The organism is Streptomyces sp. NPDC017202 (genome assembly GCF_044331705.1).
GTDB lineage: Bacteria > Actinomycetota > Actinomycetes > Streptomycetales > Streptomycetaceae > Streptomyces.
The window spans coordinates 286,780-310,602 of the sequence record NZ_JBIRNP010000005.1 but is presented as its reverse complement, the minus strand read 5'-3'; the positions used below and the strand labels follow the sequence as shown (position 1 = coordinate 310,602).

The following is a 23,823-nucleotide window of genomic DNA, read 5'->3' as shown; positions in this document are numbered from 1 at the left end:
CCGGATACTCGGCGGGCATGGTACGGACGCTGAGAAGACACGGCAGGCACGGCACGCACACCGAGGCCGACCGCGAGGCCGGTGCCGAGACCGAGGCCGGGCGGGGGCCGGGTGCCGGGACGGACGAGCGGGCGGAACGGAGGGCGCCGGACACTCCGACGGACATGCCCAAGCGCTCCTGGAAGGCGGTGCTCAAGGGCACCCTCAAGGAGTTCAAGAAGGACGAGCTGACGGACCGGGCCGCGGCGCTCACCTACTACGGGATCCTGGCGCTGTTCCCCGCGCTGCTGGCCCTGGTCTCCCTGCTCGGGATCGTCGGGCAGTCGGTGACGCAGCAGGTGCTGGACAACATCCAGAAACTCGCCCCGGGTGCGGCCAGGGACGTGCTGCGCAACGCGGTACGGCAGATGCAGGGCAACAGCGGCCTCGGCTCCCTCGTGGCGATCGTCGGCCTGGCGCTCGCGATCTGGGCGGCGTCCGGCTACGTCGCCGCCTTCATCCGGTGCGCGAACGCGGTCTACGACGTCCCCGAGGGCCGTCCGGTGTGGAAGGTGCTGCCGGTCCGGGTCGGGGTGACCGTCGTGCTGATGGTCATCGCCGTCGTCAGTGCGGTGATCGTGGTCCTCACCGGCAGCCTGGCGCGACAGGTGGGCACCACGCTGGGTGTCGGGGACACCTTCCTGACGGTGTGGTCGATCGCGAAGTGGCCGGTGCTCGTGCTCCTGGTCACGGTCATGATCGCGATTCTGTACTGGGCGACCCCCAACGCCAGGGTGCGCGGCTTCCGCTGGGTCACGCCCGGCAGCTTCCTGGCCCTGCTGATCTGGATGATCGCCTCGGCGGGGTTCGCGTTCTACGTGGCGAATTTCGGCTCGTACAACAAGACCTACGGCGCTCTCGCCGGCGTGATCATCTTCCTGGTGTGGCTGTGGATCACGAATCTGGCGATCCTGCTGGGGCTGGAGTTCGACGCGGAGATGAACCGCCAGCGCGCCGTCGCGGCAGGCCGTCCGGCCGGACAGGAGCCCTATGTGGAGCCGCGCGACACCAGCAAGTGGGACGAGGAGGACCGCCGACGTCTGGACTCCTGAGCCGGTCGGCCTGCGCGGGGGAGTCCCGGCGGGGCCGACGGGGAGTCGGCCGCCGCCGGTCCCGCCGCCGGTCCGCGTCACGGGCGTCGCGGCACAAATTCTGTCGCCGCCGACGCAGAAATCCGATTCATGTGCGGTGAGGGTATGTCGGGGCACGGCTCGAGGAATAGTGGCGGCTTTGCCGGGGATCGCCCGGGCGGTTATTCCGTGCTATGGTTCTTCCAGTTGCAGTTGTGGTTCCCGAAAACTTCAAGTGCCCCTGCTGTCCTCCGGACGGGCGGGTGCACTTTTTAATGCCGGTTTGTATTCCGGACGGGGTCATCATCACGGCGACGCGGGACGTGCACAGTGCGGGTCCCACGGGTAATGCCCCAAAGGAGATATGACATGGCTACTGGCACCGTGAAGTGGTTCAACGCGGAAAAGGGCTTCGGCTTCATCGAGCAGGACGGCGGCGGCGCCGACGTCTTCGCCCACTACTCGAACATCGCCGCCTCCGGTTTCCGCGAGCTGCAGGAGGGCCAGAAGGTGAGCTTCGACGTCACGCAGGGCCAGAAGGGCCCGCAGGCGGAGAACATCGTTCCCGCCTGATCGCGGCACGCACGTAACGGCTGGGCCCGCACCGATCGGTGCGGGCCCAGCCGTTTGCCGCCTGTTCACCGGATCCCCGGAACGGTCACTTCATCCGTACCGGGGGAAATCCAGTTCCGGGAAAATGTGAATCCGGATCTCGTGTTATCGTCCCACTGAATTCACTCGGTGTTCCGCAAGTGTCGGGCGCGATTCAGCGCCTGTGTCCCCGGTGTGTCGGCGTGCGGTGTGAGACATCCGCCGCGCACCTGACCGATTGCGACAGGGAGGGAAGAAATGGCGACCGGCACGGTGAAGTGGTTCAACACGGCACGGGGTTTCGGTTTCATCGAGCAGGACGGCGGTGGCACGGACGTGTACGCCCACTACTCCTACATCACCGATCACGGGCTCGTGGGCCTCCTGGCGGGCCAGAGGGTGACGTTCGACGCCGTGTACGGACGGAAGTGCCCGTACGCGGAGAACATCGTCACCTGAGTGCCGCGCGGCGACGCGCGTGCCGCGGCCCCGGCGCCCGACGTCCCCGTGGCCGCGGATTCCCGGCGCATGCACAGGCTCTCGCCCTGGCCAACATCCGGTCCGCGCTCGCGGAAGCGGGCCGGCTGCCGCCCTCGCCACGGAAGAGGGCCGCTCGACAGGGGTGGCGCGGCCCGTCAGATGCCGTTCGGTGCCGGTGCCGGTGCCGGTGCCGGTGCCGGTGTCGGCTCGGTGAGCTGGGCTGTCGCGCGGCGGGGGAGCAGCAGCGGGGTCACCAGCAGCAGTACGCCGGCCAGGCCGATGGCCGTCCGCGGGCCCAGCAGGCTGCCCAGGGCACCCCAGACCGCCGTCAGCAGTGCGGCCGAGGCCTTGGCCGTCACCGCCCAGGCCGACAGCGTGCGGGCGGCCCGGTCGGCCGCGGTGCGCTCCAGGCGGTAGGCCGCGTGGACCGGGTTGAAGACGCCGCAGCAGAAGATGAGCCCGAGTTCGACGCCCATCACCAGCAGCAGCCCTCCGGTGCCCGGCCCCACGAAGGCCAGGCCGACGGGCCACACCGCACGCAGCGTCCCGAACACGAGCAGGACCTGCCGCTGCCCGAACCGCGTGACCAGCGGTGGTGCCAGCCGCGAACCGAGCAGCCCGCCGATCGACGGCGCGGCGAAGGCCAGCCCGTACTGCCACGGTGCGAACCCGAGCCGGCCGAGCATCAGGACGGCCAGCAAGGGCGAGGCGGCCATCACCAGGCCGTTGAACAGGGTGGTGTTGAGGAACAGTGGACGCAGGGTCGCGTCGGCGAGGACGTACCGCCAGCCGTCGAGCAGGTCCCCGGCCCGCATGCGCCCGCTCTCCCGGCGCTCCGGCCGAATCTCGTGCCCGCCCATCGCGCGGAGGCCGAGGGCCGACAGCAGGTAGCTGACCGCGTCGGCCACCACCGTCGCCACCGGGCCGAGGAGCCCGATCGCCGCGCCGCCCAGCGGCGGTCCGACGATCGTGGTCGTCCAGGCCGTGGACTCGAAACGGGCCTGGGCGACGAGCAGGTCCCCGGCCGGCAGCAGCGCCTTGAGGTATGCGCCGGAGGCGGCGCGGAAGGTGATGTCGGCCGCCGCGACGACGACCGAGACCAGCAGGAGCTGGAGGAAGGTGAGCACGCCGAGCGCGAACGCCGCGGGGATCGTCAGCAGCGCCGCGAACCGCACCAGGTCCGTCGCGATCAGCACCGGCCGCTTGCGCCGGAACTCCACCCACGGACCGAGCGGCACCGCCACCGCCGCGCCCACCGCCGCCCCCGCGGAGGCGAGCGCCGCGACCTCGGCCGGTCCGGCGTGCAGCACCTGGACGGCGATCAGCGGGAACGCGCCGAAGGCGAGCCAGGTGCCGAGCGCGCTCGTCGCGTACGCCCCCCAGAGCCACCCGAACCGCCGCCCCAGTCGGTGCCCCGGTCGATGTCCCCGCCGATGCCCGGGCAACTGTCCCGACCGGTGCCCGCTCTCCATGCCTGACGCTCCCCGCCCTCATCCGCACAACCGACAAGCGATCGGACGCATCAAAGCGAAGGCTCCGGCCAGGAATCAAACAACGGGCGGACCCCCGGCCACAACCAGGCGTTGTGGCTCTAGGGTGTCGGCATGGATCTCGACACCGTCCGGACGTTCGTCGCCGCCGCCGACGCGGGACGGTTCCAGGAGGCCGCCGCCGAGCTGGCGGTCACCCAGCAGGCCGTCTCCAAGCGCATCGCCGCGCTGGAGCGCACCCTCGGAGTGCGCCTGTTCACCCGGACCGCGCGCGGGGCCGAGCTCACCATCGACGGGCAGGCGTTCCTGCCCCACGCGCGCGAACTGCTGCGCGTCGCCGAGCGCGCGGTCACGTCCGTGCGCACCGGCCGCCGTCCCCTGCGCGTCGACATCATCGCCTCACGCGGCGCGGCGTCGGGACTCATGCGCGGCTTCCACCGCGCGTACCCCGAGATCGATCTCGACGTGGTGATGCTCCTCGACATCGAGACCGCCGTCGCCGCCGTCCGCTCCGGCACGATCGACGCGTCCTTCCGCGCGGTCGCCGCGCCCGGCAGGCCCCTGCCGGAGGACATCGAGTCGGTCCGCGTGCTCGACGAGCCGCTCCAGCTCCTCACCGGCCCCGCCCACGCGCTGGCGGGCGCCCGGTCGGTGACCGTCGAACAGCTCGCCGGACACCGTATCTGGATGCCCGGCATCGTCCCCGGCACCGAGTGGGCCGCCTACTACGACGACCTCGTGGCCGAGTTCGGCCTCACCATCGAGGCCACCGGCCCCAACTTCGGTTCCGACGCGCTCCTCGACACCGTCGCCGACACCCCGGCCCTGGCCACCTTCATGGGCGGACACACGCGCCTGGTCTGGCCCGCGGGCCACGGTCTGCGCCGCATCCCGGTGACCGACCCGACACCGGTCTATCCACACTCGCTCCTCCGGCACCGCGACAACCCCCACCCGGCGCTGGGCACCCTCCGCGCCCACCTCGCCGCCACGGCGGCAGGCCGTGCCGCCACCGGGACCTGGACGCCCGGCTGGGTGCTTCCGCACTGACCGCCGCCGCGACCTCGCGCACACCGCCGGACGGACCTCAGCTCCCGGACGCCTCCGGCCGGGGCGCGGCGGCGGGCTCCAGCCGGACCACGATCCCCTTCGACGTCGGCTGGTTGCTCCCGTCGGCCACGCTCTCCAGCGGCACCAGGACGTTGGTCTCCGGGTAGTAGGCGGCGGCACAGCCGCGCGTGGTCGGGTACGGCACCACGCGGAAGCCCGCGGCGCGCCGCTCGGCGTTGTCCCGCCACACACCGACCAGGTCGACGTACTGCCCCTCGGCGAGACCGAGACCGGTGATGTCCTCCGGGTTGACGAGCACCACCCGCCGGCTGCCGTGGATGCCCCGGTAGCGGTCGTTCGACGTGTAGGGCACGGTGTTCCACTGATCGTGCGAGCGCATGGTCTGCAGCAGCAGGTGCCCCTCGGGGGCGTGCAGCATCTCCCAGGCGTTCCGGGTGAACAGGGCCTTGCCCACGGCGTTGTGGTAGACGCCCTCGTTGACCGGGTTCGGCAGCTGGATGCCGCCGGGACGCGTCACACGCCGGTTGAAGTCGTGCAGCCCGGGGATGACGCGGGAGATGCGGTCGCGGATCGTGCCGTAGTCGGCCTCGAACTCCTCCCACGGGATGTCGGCCCCCGCCCCGTCGAGGGTGCGGCGGGCGAGCCGGCACAGAATGGCGACCTCGCTGAGCAGCAGGGGAGAGGCGGGCTGGAGACGGCCGCGGGAGGTGTGCACCTCGCTCATCGAGTTCTCCACGGTGACGAACTGCTCCCCGTCGGTCTGGACGTCCCGTTCGGTGCGACCGAGGGTCGGCAGGATGAGCGCGGTCTCGCCGCAGACGGTGTGCGACCGGTTGAGCTTGGTGGAGATGTGGACGGTCGTACGGCAGCCGCGCATGGCCTCCTCGGTGATCTCGCTGTCCGGAGCGGCGCGGACGAAATTGCCCGCCAGCGCCAGGAAGAACCTGATGCGGCCCTCGCGCATCGCCTTGATCGAGTTGACGGAGTCCAGTCCGTGGGCGCGCGGCGGATCGAAGCCGAACTCCTCCTGGAGCGCGTCGAGGAAGGTGTCCGGCATCTGCTCCCAGATGCCCATCGTGCGGTCGCCCTGCACATTGCTGTGCCCGCGCACCGGGCAGGCGCCGGTGCCGGCCCGGCCGACGTTGCCGCGCAGCAGCAGGAAGTTCACCATCTCCCGGATGGTGGGGACGGCGTGCTTGTGCTGCGTGATCCCCATCGCCCAGCAGACGACGACGCGGTCGCTGCGCAGCACCTCGTCCCGGACCTGCTCGATCTCCTCGCGCGTCAGTCCGGTCGCGGCGAGGATGTCCTTCCACCCGACGGTGCGGGCGTGCTCGGCGAACTCCTCGAAGCCCTCGGTGTCGGATGCGATGAAGTCGTGGGCGAGCACCTGGCCCGGCCGGGCGTCCTCGGCCTCCAGCAGCAGCCGGTTGATCCCCTGGAACAGGGCGAGGTCGCCACCGTTGCGGATGTGGAGGAAGCGGTCGGCGATCTCGACGCCCCGCCCGATCACCCCGCGGGGCTTCTGCGGGTTCTTGAACCTCAGCAGGCCGGCTTCCGGCAGCGGGTTCACCGCGATGACACGGGCGCCGTTGCGCTTGGCCTCCTCGAGCGCGGACAGCTGCCGGGGGTGGTTGCTTCCGGGGTTCTGCCCCACCAGGAAGATCAGGTCGGCGTGGTGGAGGTCGTCGAGGCTGACCGTCCCCTTGCCGGTGCCCAGCGTCTCGTGCAGGGCGAACCCGCTGGACTCGTGGCACATGTTGCTGCAGTCGGGCAGGTTGTTGGTGCCCAGGGCCCTGGCGAACAGCTGGAGGACGAACGCGGCCTCGTTACTGGCCCGGCCGGAGGTGTAGAACACGGCCTCGTCGGGGGAGTCGAGCGACGTCAGCTCCGAGGCGAGCAGGCCGAACGCGTCGTTCCAGCTGATGGGCTCGTAGTGGTCGGACCCCGGCCGCTTGACCACCGGTCCGGTGAGCCGCCCCTGCTGGTTCAGCCACGCGTCGGAGCGCCGGCCCAGCTCGGAGACCGAGTACGTGCGGAAGAAGTCGGCGGTGACGCGCCGCGTCGTCGCCTCGTCGTTGATGTGCTTGGCGCCGTTCTCGCAGTACTCGTTGCGGTGCCGGTGGCCCGGCGCGGGGTCCGCCCAGGCACAGCCGGGACAGTCGACGCCGCCCACCTGGTTCATGGTCAGCAGCGTGTGCCCGGCGGTGCGGGGCGAGGTCTCCTCCAGGGAGTACTCCATCGCATGGACCACCGCGGGCACACCCGCGGCCCACTTCTTGGGCGGGGTCACGGTCAGGGCCTCGGTCGGCTCGTCGCCGGGCGCCTTCTTCATCGGGTTGCCTCTCCCTCACGCTGCTGCCGGGTCGTGGATCAGCCGGTCGGCCAATGGGCCACCCGGCTCCTGTGCGGCTTGGACTCCTGGGGCCGCACCCGCCCGTCGCGGATGACCCCCCGCCAGGCCCCGGTCTCTTCTCCCAGGCCCTCGACGTACCCCTTGAAGTGCCGCAACTCGTCCCGTACGACACGGTCGGCCAGCCCGGCGAGCACGCCGGTGACACCGCGCCGTTCGATGTCGATCCGCACGGTCATCTCCGTGCCGCCCGCCGCACCGGGCCGGAACGTCACCTCGCCCCGGTGGGCGGGACGCCGCCCGAGACCTCGCCACACCACGTGCGAGTCGGGTTCCTGCTCCACGATCTCGGCCTGGAACTCACGGCGCACCGGCCCGGCCGCGACGGTCCACGTGGTCAGGGCCGGCCTGACCTGTTCGACCCTCTTCACCACCCTCATGAACCGGGGGAAGCCCGTGTACTGCGTCCACTGGTTGTACGCGGTGCTCACCGGAACCGCGATCCCGATCGTTTCCTCAACGCTGTGCATGGTCCACCCATCGTCAGCCGCCGCTCGCCCCAGTCTCCCCGCACGTCCGGCCGGTCGCCACACGTCGGCCCGCACGCGGCCGGTCACCGGGCCCGCGCGGCCGGCCCGCTCCGCCGGGCGTCCGACTACCCCGCACGCAGGGCGTCTAACGCGGGGCGAGTCGTGGCCGGGCGACAAGGCCGCCTTCGCGAACGGCGCCGGGGCCACCGCCCGACGCGGCACGCCGGCCACTCCCGTCCGCCGGGCACCTCCGGCCGGCCTGCGTATCCTCGGGCGACGGCGGGCACCCGTCAGCGATGACCTCGGCTGATTTCCTGTTCGCCCTGCTCGGAGCGGGGGCACTGGGGGCGGCGATACTGCCCCGTCTCGTGGCCGGCCGGCCGCTGTCGGCGCCGCTCGTGTTCCTGCTCTGCGGCGCCGTCCTGCCCCTTCTGCCCGTGCCCCTGCCGGAGATCGACCCCGTCGGCGACCGGACATGGGTGGAGCACCTCACCGAGATCTGCGTCATCGTCTCGCTGATGGGGGCGGGACTCGCCCTGAACCGGCCCTTCGGCCGCCGCCGGTGGAGCGCCACCTGGCGGCTGCTCGGCATCACGATGCCCCTGACCGTCGCGGCGACGGCACTCCTGGCCCGGGGACTGCTGGACTGGCCGCCGGCCGCCGCACTGCTCCTCGCCGCCGTGCTCGTGCCCACCGACCCGGTGCTCGCCTCGGAGGTCCGGGTCGGCGCGCCCACCGACTCCGAGCACGACGAGGACGAGGTGCGGTTCGCGCTGACCAGCGAGGCCGGACTCAACGACGGCCTGGCCTTCCCCCTGGTCGCGGCGGCGATGGCGCTGGCCGCCGCAGCCGGTACGGGGGTGTCCGGGAGCTGGGTCGGACACTGGCTGCTGGTCGACCTCCTGTACAAGTGCGTCGTGGGCGTGGTCGGCGGCCTGGCCGTGGGGGCGCTGCTGGGCTGGCTGTTCTTCCGCGTCGGCCGGCGGACCATGCGGTTGTCCGAGCACGGCGAGGGCTTCGTGGCCCTGGGAGCCACGTTCCTGGCCTACGGTCTGACCGAGGTCGCCCACGGCTACGGCTTCCTGGCCGTGTTCGTCACCGCCTGCCGCCTGCGGTCCGCCGAACGCGCCCACGGCTACCACACGGTGATGCACGACTTCGTGGAACAGGTCGAGCGTCTTCTGACCGCCGGCCTGCTCCTGCTGCTCGGCGCCTTCCTCGGGCAGGGGATCCTGTCCGAGCTGACCTGGCAAGGGGCCCTCGTCACTCTGTCGCTGCTGTTCGTCATCCGCCCCCTGACCGGCTGGCTCGCCCAGCTCGGCTCGGCCGCGGGACCCCGTGAACGCCTGGTGACCGCGTTCTTCGGCATCCGCGGCATCGGTTCGCTCTTCTACCTCTCCTACGCGCTCGGCCCGCAGACCTTCCACGTCCCGGCCGAGGAACTGTGGGCGGTGGTGGCCTTCACCGTCCTCGTCTCCGTCGTCCTGCACGGGGTCACGGCCTCGCCCGTCATCTCCCGGCTGGACCGGCTGCGCCTGCTCCGGGCGAAGCGGGACCCCGCCACGGGACCTGAACCGGACGAGGTCGAGATCGCCAACCAGCGCCTGTGAGCGAGCGGGAGCACCGGTTCGGTCGGTCCGGGTCCGTGCAGGTCGGGCGGTCTCCTCCGGGTGGGCGTCGGTGACCGTCGTCCGCCACGGAGCCGGCCCGGTCCGGGAACCCGTCGCCCTCGCCCGTGTTCCCGGCGCGGACCCCTCAGTGTGGTGCCGCGGGGCGGGGCGGGCCCTGGAAGACCTGGCCGGTGTGCCAGGCGAGGTGCTCGGCGGCGACACGGCGTGCTCCCGGCTGCGGCCCGACGAGCGGTCGGCCGGCGAGCGCGGTGACCTGCTCGCGGGCGGCGGGACTGTGGCCGACGAAACGCTGGGAGACCAGGACGCGGTGATGGTCGTCGAGGCCGAGGACGCCCTTGTCGAAGAGCTTGTGGTGCAGTGAGCACAGGCACAGTGCGTTGTCGACGTCGTCGGGGCCGTGGAAGGCCCACCAGCGCACGTGAGCGGCCTCCAGCCCGACCGGCACGGCGCCGATCCGGCCGTCGTAGCCGCAGAAGGCGCACCGGTACTCGTAAGCGGTCAGCACCGACTCACGCATCCGGCGGTCCCGGCGCCCGCGCGCGACGGAGAGCCGGTCCGCGGCCGCCGGCTCCAGGTCCAGGCCGACGGCTTCGCACAGGTCCCCGTGGAGCGAGGGAGGGAAGTGCAGGTCGAGCAGTGACCGCGCCATGCGGTGGAGCAGTTCCGGTTCGCGCCGCAGGGCGGTCGTGAGTGCGTGCGGGAGCCGCCCGGTGGCACCCGACTCCCGGAGATCCCGCACACCGGTGCCCGGACTGCCGGGACCGCTGTCGGTGCGCACCTCCCACACGCCGTCGCTGACCAGGTGGTGGAACGGGTAGGCAGGTGTCGTCCTGTGGGGCGGGCCGTACTCCGTCAGCAGCCGCTGCAGGTCCGCCTCCACCGCGCTGTAGCGCAGCTCGCCGTCGGCGTCCCGCTGGAACCGGCCGAGGGCGTACAGGAGCAGCAGGGGTTTGTGGGGTGCGCGCGTCCCGCCCCTGGTCCACTGCCTCAGCTTCGCGGTGCGCTCGAGCCAGTCCATGACCGGTGATCCTAACGAGGCCCGCCGACACGGGAGTCCGCCGACGACGGACGCGGGCGCGGCGCACGCGCGGACGGGCCCGCCGACGCCGCGCGGTGCGGGGTGCCGGCGGTCGCCACCAGGCGCCCGCGCCGAGGAGGACGGCAACTGTCCTCCAGGGCAAGGAGACTTCCGCCATCCGCGGTCACCAGGACCGTTCCCGCGCAAGGAGTCCGTGCGTGTTCTCCGTTCTCACCGACATCGACCGGCTCGCGACGCGCTGTTCGTCGTCGGGCTGCATCACAGGGGCTCCCCGCGGCAGGCGTCCGGTTTCCTCCTCGTCCTCCTCGTCCTCCTCGCGCCGGCCTCCTGCCGGGCCGCGGGCCGGGGCGTCCGGGCGCGGCAGACGGGAGGGTCAGAGGCGGATGACCACCAGTGCGGTGTCGTCGGTGTTCCCGCCGGAGGGGAGGAGGTCGGCCAGGAGGCCGTCCGCCAGGGCCTCGGGGTCGGTCTGTCCGTGGCGGGCCAGGGAGTCGGCGAGACGGGCGAGACCGGTGTAGATGTCCTCGGTCCGGCGTTCGACGAGGCCGTCGGTGTACAGGACGAGCGTGGCGCCCTCGGTGAAGGGGACGGTCGCCTCGGAGCGCAGGACGTGCTCGGGGCTCACGCCCAGCGGGGGGTCGGTGGCCCGGTCGAGGAAGGTCACGGTCCCGTCGGGGCGGAGCAGGGCGGGCGGCGGGTGGCCCGCGCAGCTGTAGGTGAGGGTGTGGCCGTCCCAGTCGATGAACGCCTTCGCCACGGTGGTCGATTCGGCGCCGTCCACGGAGCGGGCGTAGAGGCCGAGCGCCTCCAGGGCCCGGGCCGGACCGTCGGCGACCCGGGCGGCCGCGCTCAGCGCGCTGCGCAGCTGGCCCATGACGCAGGCGGCGGCGAGCCCGTGGCCCACGACGTCCCCGACGGCCACCGCGATGCGGTCCCCGGGCAGGTCGACCAGGTCGTACCAGTCGCCGCAGACGTTCAGGCCACCGATCGCGGGACGGTAGCGCACGGCCGCCCGGTGATGTCCGACCGGACCCGGAGTGGGCAGCATCGCCCCTTGCAGGGTCAGGGCCACCTCCCGTTCCCGGGCGTGCGCCCTGCGCAGGCGCTCATTGACTTCCTGCAGTTCACGGGCGCGGGTGTAGAGCTCGGCCTCGAGCACCCGGGTCCGGTCGCTGTCGCCCCGGCCGCCCCGGGCGCGGATGAGTTCGGTGACCTCCTCCACCCGGTGGACGATCAGGGCCACTTCTCCGTCGGGGCCGAGGACCGGCGCGTTGACCGGGCTCCAGAAGTGTTCTTCCCAGTGGCCGGACCGCCACGGATCCTCGATGTCGTAACGGAGCAGCGCCATGGTGTCGCGCTCGCCCGTCTCCAGCACGCGCACCATCGACGTCCGCGTCTCCCGCATGCCGGCGGCCGCCGGTTCACCGGGGTTCTCCGGGAACACGTCGAAGATGTGGCGGCCGAGCAACTGCTCGCGGGAGCGTCCGGTCAGCTGGGCGAAGTCCTCGTTGACGTCGGCGTACACCAGATCGGGGGTGAGCAGCGCCATCATGCCGGGAAGGGCCCGGAACACCGCCGCGTAGTCGATCCGCGGTCCATTCATGCGCTGCCGCCTCGACGCCGCCCGTCACCACATGTGCGGTTCCACGATAGTTCGCGCCTGCCGTCCGAGCTCAGGCATTGCTCCGTCCGGGGGCGGCCGACGCCCGGGCGGACACCCGGTGGCGCCAGAATGTGACGCCATCGGCGCCATCAGTGGCGCCAATACGGTTCCATGTGGCGCCATGAGTGTGCCATGATGGTGCCACGGGAAAGAAGAACCACCAGAAGGAGCGCGCCACCATGTCTCTCACCCTCCCCCTCACCCTCAGCGCCCGGGACAAGGCCACGGTGCGGACCGCCGCGTACGGCGCCGTCTCGCTGCTGGCCGCCGCCGACGCGACCGGCTCGCCCCACAGGGCGGCCACCCACGGCAGCGTCGTCCTGGCCTCGGCGACCGGCCCGGTCGGCCACGTCCTCGCCGAGAGGACCCCGGACATCGAACTGCACGGCTCGTCCGTGGCGGCACTCGCCGACCAGGTGTTCCCGGCCCTGACGGCCGCCATGACCCTGCTCGGCGAGGAGGACCCGGCGCAGGCCGGCGCCTTCCGCGACACGGTCCTCCTCGCCGTCGAAGCGGCCGCCCGCACCCGCAAGGGCGGACCCGGGCCCGCCGTGGCGGAGATGGCCCGCAAAATCACCCGGGCTCTCGACGCCGCCTGACCGGTCGGGCGGGGGGTGCGCCGGCAGTGCGCACCCCGGGCCTCGCAGGCCGGCGGTGCAGGCGTCGCCGAACGGGCCGTCCGACATGAGTCGTCAAGTCAGGAAGTCGAAGGGGGACCGATCATGCGGACAGCACCGAGCCGGCACGACACGGCGCCCGGCGCCTGCACCGCCTTCGCCCGCTTCGTGCTCTGCGGCGGCGGGGTGGGGCTCGCCTCCGCCTTCGCGGTCGCCGCCCTGGCCTCCGCCGTCCCCTGGATCCTGGCCAACGCCCTGATCACCGCGGCCTCCACACTCCTGGCCACCGAACTGCACGCCCGCTTCACCTTCGGCGCGGGCAGGCGCGCGACCCGGCGTCAGCACGCGCAGTCGGCCGGCTCCGCGGCCGCCGCCTACGCGCTGACCTGCGCGGCGATGCTCACCCTGGAGCAACTGGTGACGGCCCCCGGTGCGGTGCTCGAGCAGGTGGTCTACCTGTCGGCCTCCGCCCTCGCGGGAATCGCACGCTTCGCGGTGCTGCGCCTCGTCGTCTTCGCCCGGAGCCGTTCGCGGGCCGCGGCCACCACCGCCGTCCGCACCGCCCCTGCCGCGCACCCGGTCGTGACCGGCACCGCCGCCCCGGGCGGCCCCGCAGCGCTCTGCCACGCCGCCTGACCGCCGCGGCTCACCCGGGTGCGGGCCCCGCACGAGCGGCGGGGCCCACTCCGTCAGCAGGTGGAGTTGGTCTGGGTGAGCAGACCCAGCCGCCACGGCAGGCTGTTGTAGTCACCGCTCGCGTTGGGGTTCAGGCCCTGGTACAGGTACTGGAGCCGGCAGGAGTTGATGCTGAGCGTCTGGTCGTAGCCCGCGCGGATCATCTCGCCGTGGCTGACGTCCCGGGTCCAGGATCCGGCGGGGAAGGTCACGTTGCCCGCCCTGGCGAAGGGGTTGCTCTCGGACGCGGCCAGGGGCGTCCACGAGCCGGCGAGGCTGCTCGCGGTCCAGGAGCGGAAGTAGCGCCTGCCGTCCGAGCCGATGGCCTCGACGAGGAGCAGGTACTGGTTGGTGTCCTGCACCCGGTAGACGTTGCTCGCCTCGAACAGGGCGTACTTGGAGTCCTGGGCCGCGATGACGGTGTTGGTGAAGCCGTTCGGGAACTGGCCGACGCTCGTCTGGGAGCGGTACAGGTGCCCGTTGTCGTCTGAGGAGAACAGGTGGCAGTTGGCGCTGTCGCAGATCACCCACATGTCGACCCAGTAGCCGTTGCCGATGTTCTGCCTGATGATGTCGGGCATCGACGAGTAGAAGTTGCGCGGTGCGCTCCACCCGTTGGGGTTGTTGATGTCGGGGTTGGTGGAGTACGACGCGTTGCCGGTCTGGTAGACGAGGTACCACAGGCGCTGCGGCGCGTAGTAGAAGACCTGCGGCGCGGCCCGGTAGCCGGCGCCGACGGCGGTGCGGTCCAGGTAGTGGTGCGTGGCCGAACCCGCCTGGGACCAGTCGGAGAAGCTCAGGTACACCAGGTTGTACCCGGAGGCGCTCGCGGTGCTGGCGAACACGTGGTACTTGCCGTTGTACTGGACGACCGTCGGGTCCTTGATGCCGGCGATGTTGTGGGTCGAGTCCGGCTTGGGGGACACCAGCGGGCCGCTCGAGCTCCAGGAGAAGCGGGAGGGCAGCGCCGCGGCGGACCGGGCGGACCGGGTGTCGGCCCGCCGCGTCGCGGCCGTGCCGCCCAGCGCGGTGAGCACCGACTGGTAGGCCGCCTTCTTGTTGCCGCCGCGGTCGAACAGCAGCGGGTTCTCCCCGGAGCGCCAGGAGTCGCTGTCGCGGATGCCCCAGACCGTGATGCCGGTGCAGCGCGCCACGTTCATGCAGGCCCGCACCGTGCCCGCGTACGCGGACTGCGGCGCCTGCGCGATGTCGAGTTCGGTGATCTGTACGTCGACGCCGAGGGCGGCGAAGCTCGACAGCGTGGTCTGGAAGTTCGCCGGCGGGCCGCCGGTGCCGAAGTGGGCCTGGAAGCCGACGCAGTCGATGGGCACGCCGCGGGACTTGAAGTCGCGCACCATGCGGTAGACGCCCTGGGTCTTGGCGGCGCTCCAGTTCTCGATGTTGTAGTCGTTGTAGCAGAGCTTGGCCGCGGGGTCGGCGGTCCGCGCGGTGCGGAACGCCTGCTCGATGAAGCCGTCGCCCAGCAGGTTCTGGAACACCGAGGGCCGGTGCGCGCCGCTGCCGCCGTCGGCGAAGGCCTCGTTGACCACGTCCCAGGAGTGGATCTTGCCCTTGTAGTGGTTCGCCACGGTGGTGATGTGGTTGTTCATCACGCTGCGCAGGGTGTTCGCGTCGGTGATGGAGCTGACCCAGCCGGGCAGTTGGGAGTGCCACACCAGGGTGTGGCCGCGCACGCGCTGACCGCGGGCCGTCGCGCGGTTGACGATCTGGTCGGCGGGGCCGAAGGTGAACGAGCCGCGGGACCGCTCGGTGGTGTCCCACTTCATCTCGTTCTCGGGCGTGACCGAGTTGAACTCGCGGTCCAGGATCGAGGTGTAGGTGCCGTCACCGAGCTTGCCGGCGGCCACGGTGGTTCCGAAGTACCGCCCGGACTGCGCCGCCTGGGCGCCCAGCGTGGTGGCCCGCTCGGCGCCGGACGCGCCGGTCACGCCGGCGGGCGTCACCATGGCGGCCACGGCCAGCAGGCCCAGTACGGAGGCTCGGCGTCGGCCGGGCCGTTTCAGCGGGTTCATCGTTCTCCTCGTACGGTCGGGGGTGCGGGTGGGTGGTGCCGGTGAGGGGATCGGCTCAGGGCACGGACAGCTCGAACCGTGTGACACGGACCGCGCCGCCGAGTGCCTGTGTGGCGTGGTTGAAGAGGGCGAACCGGTAGCCCATGAAGAACCGCCAGTCGTTGCCCAGGGAGAAGGCGGGACCGAGGCGGGTGAAGTTGGTGCCGTCGGTGCTGTAGGAGAAGGTTCCGGGGCGTGCCGCGCCGGGGCGGATGTCCGCGCCGGCACGCAGCCAGACGCGGCTTCCCGGGACGGCCGCGCTCGCGACCTCGGTGCCGGTGCCGGTGGTGTTCCAGTTGCCGTCCATCGTCAGGCCGTTGACCATCACCACCCGCGTCGTGCCGCCGTCGCGCTTGACGCCGATCCAGGCGGAGGAGTCACGCAGCAACGCGAGTCCGGCACGGTCGCCGTCCCGCATCGCGGAGTGGTCGAGCTGGACCGTGGCGGTGGAGGTGGGGCCCTGGATGCGGTGGGTGAGGGTGTTGCGGGCCGCGTACAGGTCGTTGGTGACGGTCGCGGTCCGCAGGGTCAGGCCGTCGCCGACCGACCACTTGGTGGTGTCCGGGTTGTGGTTCCACTCCCACCTGGGCTTCAGGGACGTGCCGTCGAAGGTGTCGACGCCGATCATGGGGGTGACCTGGCGCGGCGGAGCGGGCACGGCCGGGCTGGGGTACGAGGTGCCCCAGGCGCCGTTCACGAGTTGTACGACGGGCCAGCCGTCCGGCGTCCAGGTGACCGGCGCCAGGGCGGGCATCCGGCCGCCGGGGTAGGCGTCGACGAAGGCCAGGTAGTACCAGGCGCCGCTCTGCGTCTGCACCAGCCCGCCCTGGTGCGGGACACCACCGCCGGCGATCGGCCCGCGCAGGTCGAGCAGGACCTGCCGCATCGTGTACGGGCCGAAGGGTCCGCTCGACGACTTCAGGATGTACTGGCCGTTCGCGGGGCGGGTGAGGAAGATGTAGTACTGCCCGTTGATCTTGTAGAAGCGGGCGCCCTCGAGGGTTCCGACACTCGACGGTGTGGTGAACACCTGTTGGGTGCGCACCTGGTTGCGGCCGTCGGGCGAGAGCTGGGCGACGCTGATGGTGGTGTTCCCGTAGGCCACGTACAGGGTGTCGTCGCTGTCGACGAGCAGCCCCGCGTCGTAGTAGGGGGTGCTGATGGTCGTCAGCCTGTTCCACGGCCCCTCGACGGCGGTGGCGGTGTAGACGTACGTCCGGGCGAAGTCGATCTGGCCCAGCCAGTAGAAGGTCCGGTTGCTCGGACGGTAGGCCAGCGACGACGCCCAGACACCGCGGACGTAGCCACGGCCCCCGTTCAGGTCGTACTTGGCGCCGAAGTCGAGGACGGGCACCGAGTGGCCGGCGATCTCCCAGTTCACCAGGTCGTAGGAGCGCAGGACGGGGGCGCCCGGGGAGTAGTGCATCGTCGAGGCCGAGGCGTAGTACGTGTCGCCGACGCGCAGGACGTCGAGGTCGGCGAAGTCCTGCCAGATCACCGGGTTCGTGTACTGCGCGGCGGCCGCGGGAGCCGTACCGGGGACGGGAGGGGGAGCGGAGCCGGTGGCGGTCTCGGAGGCCGCGGCCGGGGGCAGGAGGGCACCGGTGGCCAGGCCGGTGGCGGCGGCCAGGATCCGGCGGCGGCCCAGCGGTTGTTGGGGGCATGACATGTCCACGTTTCGTTCTCCTTGTGCGGCCCGGGAACGCGCGGTGGTCCCGCCCGCCGCGAGCTGGGCGGCGGGGCGGGCCCGTCTCGGTTCGTCATGTCGAACGTCGATCGACTAACCGAGCAATTGGGATAGTAGAGAGCTTGACGATCCCGTCAATCCTTCTCGCATGATTCGCCGTTCACATCGAAACATTTCGAAGGGTGGTTGTGTGATTGCGGGTTGACGGCTCGTCGGGTGCCGCGGGGTCGGCGTTTCGCGCGGTGTTGACATGCTCAGTGTCATCCCTGATGATCCGTCAAGGTCCTCGGTTTCGAATGGCGTTCGCCATGTCGAACGAATCTTTCGCTGCTCAGGTGCTCAGGTGCTCAGGTGCTCCGGAGCGGCAGGTCCGGCGTGGCGGCGTCAGGGGTTCCTGATGCGACCGTGTGCCGCGCGGGGCCCGCGCCCGCCCTTGTGCGCAGGCAGTTCACGGCTTCCCCTTCCGGTAAAGGAGCCCCGGTGTTCAGACGATCGGGCAGGACACTGCTCCACCTCTTCACGGCCGCCGCGCTGACGGTCGCCGCGTCCGTCACGGCCGCCGTCCAGTCGACCGCTTCGGCCGCCCCCGGTAGTCCGGCGCTCACCCCGCCGCTGGGGTGGAACAGCTGGAACAGCTTCGGGTGCGGGGTCACCGAGGCGCAGGTCCGCGAGGCCGCCGACGCGATGGTGTCCTCGGGGATGCGGGACGCCGGTTACCGGTACGTGGTGGTCGACGACTGCTGGTTCGACCCGCAGCGCGACGCGGCGGGCAGCCTGCGGGCCAACCCCACCAAGTTCCCGAGCGGGATGAAGGCGCTCGGGGACTACATCCACGGCAAGGGCCTGAAGTTCGGCATCTACCAGGTGCCGGGCGAGCGCACCTGTGCGCAGGCCACGGGCGGCTACCCGGGATCCACGGGCAGCAGGGGGCACGAGGCCCAGGACGCCGCCACCTTCGCCTCGTGGGGCGTCGACTACCTCAAGTACGACTGGTGCTCCTCCAGCGGCACCCGCGACGAACAGGTCGCCCGGTTCACGCTCATGCGCGACGCCCTGCGCGCCACCGGGCGGCCGATCGTCTACAGCATCAACCCCAACAGCCTGCACGCCATCACCGGCGCCGGCTACGACTGGGGCGGGGTCGCCGACCTCTGGCGCACGACCGAGGACCTCCTCGACATCTGGCAGAACGGCAACACCAACAGCTACCCGATGGGCGTCGGCAACGTCCTGGACGTCACCGCCCCGCTCGCGGCGCAGTCCGGCCCGCGGCACTGGAACGACCCCGACATGCTGGTCGTCGGCCGTCCCGGCCTGTCACTGACCGAGTCCCGCTCCCACTTCGCCCTGTGGGCCCTCATGGCCGCCCCGCTCATGGCCGGCAACGACATCCGCACCATGTCCGCCGACGTGAGCGCGATCCTGCGCAACCCCCGGCTGCTGGCGGTGAACCAGGACCCGCTGGGCGCGGGCGGACGCAGGGTGCGCGACGACGGCACCACCGAGGTGTTCGCCAAGCCCCTGTCCGACGGATCGGTCGCGGTGGGCCTGTTCAACCGGGGCGGCGGCACCGCCACGGTCACCACCGACGCCGCGCAAGTCGGCCTGTCCGGGGGGCCGTTCACCCTCACGGACCTGTGGACCGGCGGCACGTCGAGCACATCCGGACAGATCTCGGCGAGCGTCCCCGCGCACGGCGTGGCCGTGTTCCGGGTGAGCGGCGGCAGCCCGTCGCCCGCCACCACCTCGCGGCTGCGCGGCAACGCGTCCGGCCGCTGCCTGGACGTGGACAACGCCTCCACCGCGGCCGGGGCGACGGTACTGATCTGGGACTGCCACACGGCCGCCAACCAGTTGTGGACCACCTGGGCCGGCGGCGAGATCAGGGTCTTCGGCGACAAGTGCCTGGACGCCTACGACCAGGGCACCGCCGACGGCACCCGCGTCATCACCTGGCCCTGCAACGGCCAGGACAACCAGAAGTGGACCGTCGGTTCCGACGGAACGATCCGCAACGTGCACGCCGGGCGGTGCCTCGACGTCGACCGGTCCGGCACCGCAAACGGGACCCGCCTGGTCCTGTGGACCTGCGACGGCCGGGCCGGCCAGAAGTGGACCCGCACGTGAGGCACGCCCCGCGCCGCCCGGCCCCCTCCCCGGCGTCGGCCCGACGCCGGGGAGGGAGGCGACCGGGAGGAGGGGCGACCGGGACGAGGGGCCGGGCGGTCGGGACGCCGTACCGCTGACCGGGCGCCGGGCCGTGGCGGGCGGCGACCAGGGCCTGTCGTTTGGATCAGGTCGCAGGAAACCGGCGGCGCCTTGCAGCCCAGGTGAGTGGGGGTCGGTGCGTGCGGCTGCAAGGCGGAGGAGGGCGTCGACGCGGTGGGGGCACCTCCCGGCCGAAGGCTGGGGGACGTCGGCAACCGACGACAACGCCGCAGGGGGTACCCCCTCCGGGGGAGCGCGTGCCGACCCCCACATCTGCGGCGTGATCCAAACGACAGGCCCTAGGCCCTGTCGTCAAATTCCCGCCTGCCCCGCGGCGCCATGCACGCACTCTCGCCGCACCGGGCCCTGACCCGAGTACGTCCAGTACGAGGATCAGGGCCCGGCACGCCGAGAGCACGCACCTGACGCCGCAGAGCCCGCCCTCCAGGCGGACGGCAGGAATTTGACGACAGGACCTAGGTGCCGCCGAACCTCCTAGCGATCGAGGGGCTCGTAGTCGAACCAGTCGAAGCGGACGGTGCCGGCCGCGGCGTACATTCCGAGGACCCGGCCGCTGAAGCCGCCCGCGACCTCGGTCGACAGGTAGCGGCCGTCGAGCGCCGCGAGCACCGTGAAGGTGCCGTCGGGCTCCTCGACACCGAGGGAGACCACGTCGGGTCCGGTGACCGGCCCGTGCGGAGGCGGCGGGTCCGTGATCGTCAGGCCGAGAACCACCGGCCCGGCGGGCACGGGGCGCGCGGCCACGACCGTGCGCAGGGAGCCGACGCGCGCGATCACCCGGACCTCGGTGCCGGACGCCTCGATCGCGTAGTGGTGCCGCTCGTCCAGCCGGACGGCGAGCCCGCCGCGCCCCTCGGCGGGGTCGACGAGGGTGCGCGCCCGGCACGACAGGTGCTGCTGGCGCCGGCCGGTGAACACCACGTCGGGCTCGTCCAGGGAGCCGCCGCGCGCGCGGAGCGTCAGCCATCCGGGGCGCTCCGCGGTGGTGCAGTGCTCGACGGGCCGGTCCCGCACGGAGATCCAGGACGGCCGCAGTTCGCTCAGCTCGAAGTCGTCCCGGTGCTCCTCGGCGGGCCCGGGGGAGAGGGGCCACGGGAGCGTGGCGGGGTCCGGTCCGACCTCGCCGACGACCGGCCAGCCGTCCACCCACGTCACGGGCGCCAGGAAGGTCTCGCGGCCGAGCACGTGCCAGCCGGGGGTGCCGCCGCGCGGTCGTACGCCGAGCAGGACCATCCACCACGAGCCGTCGGGGCCCTGCACCAGGTCGGCGTGGCCGGTGTTCTGCACGGGGTGGTCGGTGCCGCGGTGGGTGAGGACCGGGTTGGCCGGGCACGGCTCGAACGGGCCGCCGGGCGCGGGGCCCCGGGCGATCGACACGCCGTGGCCGCGCTCGGTGCCGCCCTCGGCGATGAGCAGGTACCAGTGGTCGCCGATCCGGTACAGGTGCGGTGCCTCCGGGGCCTTCGCGCCGGGCGTGCCGGACCACACCCCGTGCGGTGTCCCGTACGTCCGTCCGGTGGACGGGTCGATACGGACCTGGGCGACCCCGGCGACCGTGCACCAGCAGGTGCCGTCCTCCTCCCAGGCCAGGTCGGGATCGATGCCGGGTACGCCCGGCGCGGGTACGGGATCCGACCAGGGGCCGGCGGGATCGGTGGCCGTGACGATCAGGTTGCCGCCGCCCTCGCTCACGTTGGTGACGATCAGCCAGAAGCGGCCGTCGTGGTGGCGCAGGGTGGGGGCGTAGATCCCGCCCGAGGACGGCATGCCGGCCGGCAGGCGCAGTTGTTCCGGCCGGTCCAGGGCGTTGCCGAGCTGCGTCCAGTGCACCAGGTCGCGGCTGTGGAAGACGGGTACGCCGGGGAAGTACTCGAAGCTGGAACAGGCGAGGTAGTAGTCGTCGCCGACGCGGCAGACGCTGGGGTCGGGATGGAAGCCGGGGATCACGGGGTCGCCCGGTCGGGCGGTCCGGTGCCGGAGGGACACCTCCGCGTCGTCGTGGCTTCCACGGTTCAACTGGTGGCTCATGGCGGCGGCCCTGCCTCGGGTGGTTGTCGAAGCGCTTCACTTGGTGGCAGGCGAAGGTAACGGATCTTTTTCCCGTGCGACAAGAGCCGTGACGGCGAGAAAGTCCCACTGATCGGAACATGGGCCGTCCGTCAGGCGGGGGCCGCGTCGATGCGCTTCGACGAGTGCGGCCCGATGGCCCGGCGGCACGTCACGAGGCGGTGCGTCACAAGGTGTCGAGCTCCTGCCCGGCGGGGGTGTCCTCGCGGTGCAGGAAGGTGGCCAGCAGGTCGCCGACGGGATGGCCGGCCTCGGCGGGATGGCGCAGGGCGACGCCGGGGTCGATGGTGTAGCGGTTGCGGCGGCCGACTCGGGTGCGGGTGAGATACCCGGCCGCTTCGAGGTCGGCGACGATGAACTGCACGGCGCGTTCGGTGATGCCGATGGCCTCGGCGACGTCCCGCAGGCGGGACTCGGGATCACGGGCGAGGGTGATCAGGACGCGGGCGTGATTGGTCAGGAACGTCCACTGGTCACCGCGCGCGGGGGTTTGGGTCATGACCTCCATCATACGAAGCGGACTTCGTCTGACCAATATTTTTTCGCGAAAAAAGATTGACGAAAAACTTTTCGCGTAAATGTTGACGGGTTTCGGGTGGCCGGGTGACGCTGGAAGCACCCCACACTGCTCCGGCCAGTCGAAGGGAGCCTTCGATGAATGACCTGTCGTTCACCGTTCCGCTGTGGATGTGGGCAGCGGTCACCCTCGTCATCGCCGTCATGCTCGCCGTCGATCTCGTCGCCCACCGCGACGACCACGTGATCGGCTTCAGGGAAGCGGCGATCTGGTCCGGGGTGTGGATCGCCATCGGTCTCGCCTTCGGGCTGGTCCTCCTGGTCTGGCAGGGCGGCGAGGTCTCCTCCACCTACTACGCCGGCTACCTGATCGAGAAGGCGCTGTCCGTCGACAACGTCTTCGTCTTCGCGCTGGTCTTCTCCTTCTTCGCGGTCCCCGACGCCTACCAGCACAAAGTCCTGTTCTGGGGCGTCATCAGCGCCCTGATCCTCCGGCTGGCGTTCATCTTCGTCGGCGCCGAGCTGCTGCAGCTGTTCTTCTGGACCGCCTACCTGTTCGGCGCGTTCCTGATCTGGACCGGCTACAAGATGGCCGTGTCCAAGGACGCCGAGATCCACCCCGACCGCAACGTCGTCGTCCGCCTGGTCAAGAAGATCGTCCCCACCGACACCCGCTACCACGGCAGCCGGTTCTTCACCAGGACCGGCGGGCGGCGGGTGGCCACCCTGCTGTTCGTGGCGCTGGTCGCGATCGAGGCCACCGACCTGATCTTCGCCGTCGACTCCGTCGCCGCCATCCTCGCGATCACCACCAACACCTTCCTGGTGTGGACCGCCAACGCGTTCGCCGTGCTCGGCCTGCGCAGCCTGTACTTCTGCCTGGCAGGACTGCTGCGCCGCTTCACCCACCTCCACTACGGGCTCGCCGTGCTGCTCGCCTTCGCCGGCGTCAAACTCATCCTGTCCGAGACCCCCGTCGGCAAGCTGCCCATCCCCCTCACCCTGGGCGTCATCGCGGTGACCATCACCGTGTCCATCGCCTGGTCCCTCATCGCCACCCGGGGCGACCACGGTGACTCCGACGGCGGCACCACGGCCGGAACCGCGGGTGCCGAACCCGCACCCGCCGCCGGCGCCGCCGGCCCGCACCGCCCGGACGCCGCGTCATGAGCGTCCCGATCCCGTGCGCCGTCGGAGGAGCACTTCCGTGCGACACGGCTCCGCCCCGTCACGCGCGGCGTCCCCGGCCGCCGTGCGTCATGACGACCGGTCCTTCTTCCCCTCCCTGCCGGCTTCCGCCAGCAGGTGGGCGGGTGGACAGGTGGGCGGCCGCACGGCCGAAGGGGATTTCCTCCGCGAGCACGACGAGGGCGTGCAGTGGGGGCAGGGGAGTTCGGGGCGCTCCCCGTACGCCCAGGGACACCAGACCGTGCGTGCGGCCCTGTTCGACGTATCAGTGCCGGCCGTTTAGCGTTCGGCGCATGACAGAGAGACGCGCGGTCCTCAGCGGCTCGACCTTCGAGGAGCAGATCGGCTACGCCCGTGCCGTGGTCGACGGCGACCAGGTGCACGTGTCCGGGACGACCGGGTTCGACTACGCGACCATGACGATCTCCGACGACGTGGTGGAGCAGGCCGAGCAGTGCCTGCGCAATGTCGAGGCCGCGCTGACCGAGGCGAAGTGCACCTTCGCCGACGTGGTGCGCGTGCGCTACCTGCTGCCCGACCGCGAGGACTTCGAACCCTGCTGGCCGGCCCTGCGCCGCTGCTTCGGCGATGTACGGCCGGCCGCCACGATGCTCGTGTGCGGTCTCGCCGACCCGCGGATGAAGATCGAGATGGAGGTGTACGCGCGGCGGCGCACCCCGCCTCCGGCGGGCGACCGGGCCGGAGCTTCCTGGCGACGTGCGGCACGGCGGTTGTTCCGCGGCCGGGCCGTGCGATGTCGTCGACGGTGAGAAACGGCCCGCCGGTCGCGGTCACCGGGGGTGCCCCGCCGACCG

Annotated in this window: 19 protein-coding genes; 10 read left to right on the top strand and 9 right to left on the bottom strand. The window is 71.7% G+C overall.

The features are described from left to right. Positions 1-17 precede the first annotated feature (17 nt). From ACH4N1_RS13910 to ACH4N1_RS13900, 3 genes are all read left to right on the top strand, one after another. On the top strand, positions 18-1,091 hold the full coding sequence (locus tag ACH4N1_RS13910; protein WP_398097049.1) for a YihY/virulence factor BrkB family protein: 1,074 nt from the start codon (positions 18-20) through the stop codon (positions 1,089-1,091). 387 nt (positions 1,092-1,478) lie between these two features. Beyond that, the gene (locus ACH4N1_RS13905) at positions 1,479-1,682 is read left to right on the top strand and encodes a cold-shock protein (protein WP_033176667.1); all 204 of its coding nucleotides are present in this window, start codon (positions 1,479-1,481) and stop codon (positions 1,680-1,682) included. Positions 1,683-1,958: 276 nt separating this feature from the next. After that, entirely contained in the window at positions 1,959-2,159 is a 201-nt protein-coding gene (locus tag ACH4N1_RS13900; RefSeq protein ID WP_398097047.1) for a cold-shock protein, read from the top strand. Between the two features lie 176 nt (positions 2,160-2,335). Here the strand turns inward: ACH4N1_RS13900 and ACH4N1_RS13895 are convergent, their stop codons facing one another. Then, on the bottom strand, positions 2,336-3,652 hold the full coding sequence (locus ACH4N1_RS13895) for an MFS transporter (protein ID WP_398097046.1): 1,317 nt from the start codon (positions 3,650-3,652) through the stop codon (positions 2,336-2,338). 132 nt (positions 3,653-3,784) lie between these two features. Here ACH4N1_RS13895 and ACH4N1_RS13890 point away from each other — a divergent pair, with 132 nt between their 5' ends. Further along, a complete protein-coding gene (locus ACH4N1_RS13890; RefSeq protein ID WP_398097045.1) occupies positions 3,785-4,720 on the top strand; it encodes a LysR family transcriptional regulator in 936 nt (311 codons plus the stop codon). Positions 4,721-4,757: 37 nt separating this feature from the next. Here ACH4N1_RS13890 and ACH4N1_RS13885 read toward each other — a convergent pair whose 3' ends face one another. Together ACH4N1_RS13885 and ACH4N1_RS13880 are read right to left on the bottom strand one after the other, a co-directional pair. Continuing rightward, on the bottom strand, positions 4,758-7,076 hold the full coding sequence (locus tag ACH4N1_RS13885) for an FdhF/YdeP family oxidoreductase (RefSeq protein ID WP_398097044.1): 2,319 nt from the start codon (positions 7,074-7,076) through the stop codon (positions 4,758-4,760). A 38-nt stretch (positions 7,077-7,114) separates the two neighbouring features. After that, on the bottom strand, positions 7,115-7,624 hold the full coding sequence (locus ACH4N1_RS13880; RefSeq protein WP_398097042.1) for an SRPBCC family protein: 510 nt from the start codon (positions 7,622-7,624) through the stop codon (positions 7,115-7,117). A gap of 296 nt (positions 7,625-7,920) precedes the next feature. On the opposite strand from ACH4N1_RS13880, the gene ACH4N1_RS13875 reads away from it, so the two are divergent. After that, on the top strand, positions 7,921-9,234 hold the full coding sequence (locus ACH4N1_RS13875; RefSeq protein ID WP_398097041.1) for a cation:proton antiporter: 1,314 nt from the start codon (positions 7,921-7,923) through the stop codon (positions 9,232-9,234). 145 nt (positions 9,235-9,379) lie between these two features. On the opposite strand, the gene ACH4N1_RS13870 is transcribed toward ACH4N1_RS13875, so the two are convergent. Both ACH4N1_RS13870 and ACH4N1_RS13865 read right to left on the bottom strand, forming a co-directional pair. Then, entirely contained in the window at positions 9,380-10,273 is an 894-nt protein-coding gene (locus ACH4N1_RS13870) for a phosphorothioated DNA-binding restriction endonuclease (protein WP_398097039.1), read from the bottom strand. 394 nt (positions 10,274-10,667) lie between these two features. Beyond that, positions 10,668-11,897: a PP2C family protein-serine/threonine phosphatase gene (locus ACH4N1_RS13865; protein WP_398097038.1), complete on the bottom strand. Its 1,230-nt coding sequence runs from the start codon at positions 11,895-11,897 to the stop codon at positions 10,668-10,670. A 239-nt stretch (positions 11,898-12,136) separates the two neighbouring features. Here ACH4N1_RS13865 and ACH4N1_RS13860 point away from each other — a divergent pair, with 239 nt between their 5' ends. Together ACH4N1_RS13860 and ACH4N1_RS13855 are read left to right on the top strand one after the other, a co-directional pair. After that, a complete protein-coding gene (locus tag ACH4N1_RS13860; protein WP_398097037.1) occupies positions 12,137-12,556 on the top strand; it encodes a hypothetical protein in 420 nt (139 codons plus the stop codon). 123 nt (positions 12,557-12,679) lie between these two features. Further along, the gene (locus ACH4N1_RS13855; RefSeq protein WP_398097036.1) at positions 12,680-13,210 is read left to right on the top strand and encodes a hypothetical protein; all 531 of its coding nucleotides are present in this window, start codon (positions 12,680-12,682) and stop codon (positions 13,208-13,210) included. Between the two features lie 53 nt (positions 13,211-13,263). Here ACH4N1_RS13855 and ACH4N1_RS13850 read toward each other — a convergent pair whose 3' ends face one another. After that, the gene (locus ACH4N1_RS13850; protein WP_398097035.1) at positions 13,264-15,282 is read right to left on the bottom strand and encodes a non-reducing end alpha-L-arabinofuranosidase family hydrolase; all 2,019 of its coding nucleotides are present in this window, start codon (positions 15,280-15,282) and stop codon (positions 13,264-13,266) included. Between the two features lie 55 nt (positions 15,283-15,337). Then, entirely contained in the window at positions 15,338-16,990 is a 1,653-nt protein-coding gene (locus ACH4N1_RS13845; protein WP_398097125.1) for a glycoside hydrolase 43 family protein, read from the bottom strand. Positions 16,991-17,488: 498 nt separating this feature from the next. Here ACH4N1_RS13845 and ACH4N1_RS13840 point away from each other — a divergent pair, with 498 nt between their 5' ends. Continuing rightward, the gene (locus ACH4N1_RS13840; protein ID WP_398097034.1) at positions 17,489-19,135 is read left to right on the top strand and encodes a glycoside hydrolase family 27 protein; all 1,647 of its coding nucleotides are present in this window, start codon (positions 17,489-17,491) and stop codon (positions 19,133-19,135) included. A 576-nt stretch (positions 19,136-19,711) separates the two neighbouring features. Here the strand turns inward: ACH4N1_RS13840 and ACH4N1_RS13835 are convergent. Both ACH4N1_RS13835 and ACH4N1_RS13830 read right to left on the bottom strand, forming a co-directional pair. Continuing rightward, complete coding sequence (locus tag ACH4N1_RS13835; RefSeq protein ID WP_398097033.1) at positions 19,712-21,265, bottom strand: glycoside hydrolase family 43 protein; 1,554 nt, start codon at positions 21,263-21,265, stop codon at positions 19,712-19,714. A gap of 205 nt (positions 21,266-21,470) precedes the next feature. Further along, positions 21,471-21,803, bottom strand: coding sequence for a helix-turn-helix transcriptional regulator (locus ACH4N1_RS13830; protein WP_398097032.1), 333 nt, complete (start codon positions 21,801-21,803; stop codon positions 21,471-21,473). 155 nt (positions 21,804-21,958) lie between these two features. Here ACH4N1_RS13830 and ACH4N1_RS13825 point away from each other — a divergent pair, with 155 nt between their 5' ends. Together ACH4N1_RS13825 and ACH4N1_RS13820 are read left to right on the top strand one after the other, a co-directional pair. Further along, on the top strand, positions 21,959-22,990 hold the full coding sequence (locus ACH4N1_RS13825) for a TerC family protein (protein WP_398097031.1): 1,032 nt from the start codon (positions 21,959-21,961) through the stop codon (positions 22,988-22,990). A gap of 311 nt (positions 22,991-23,301) precedes the next feature. Then, positions 23,302-23,778, top strand: a complete 477-nt coding sequence (locus tag ACH4N1_RS13820) for a RidA family protein (protein ID WP_398097030.1) — start codon at positions 23,302-23,304, stop codon at positions 23,776-23,778. The last annotated feature ends 45 nt before the right edge of the window (positions 23,779-23,823 follow it).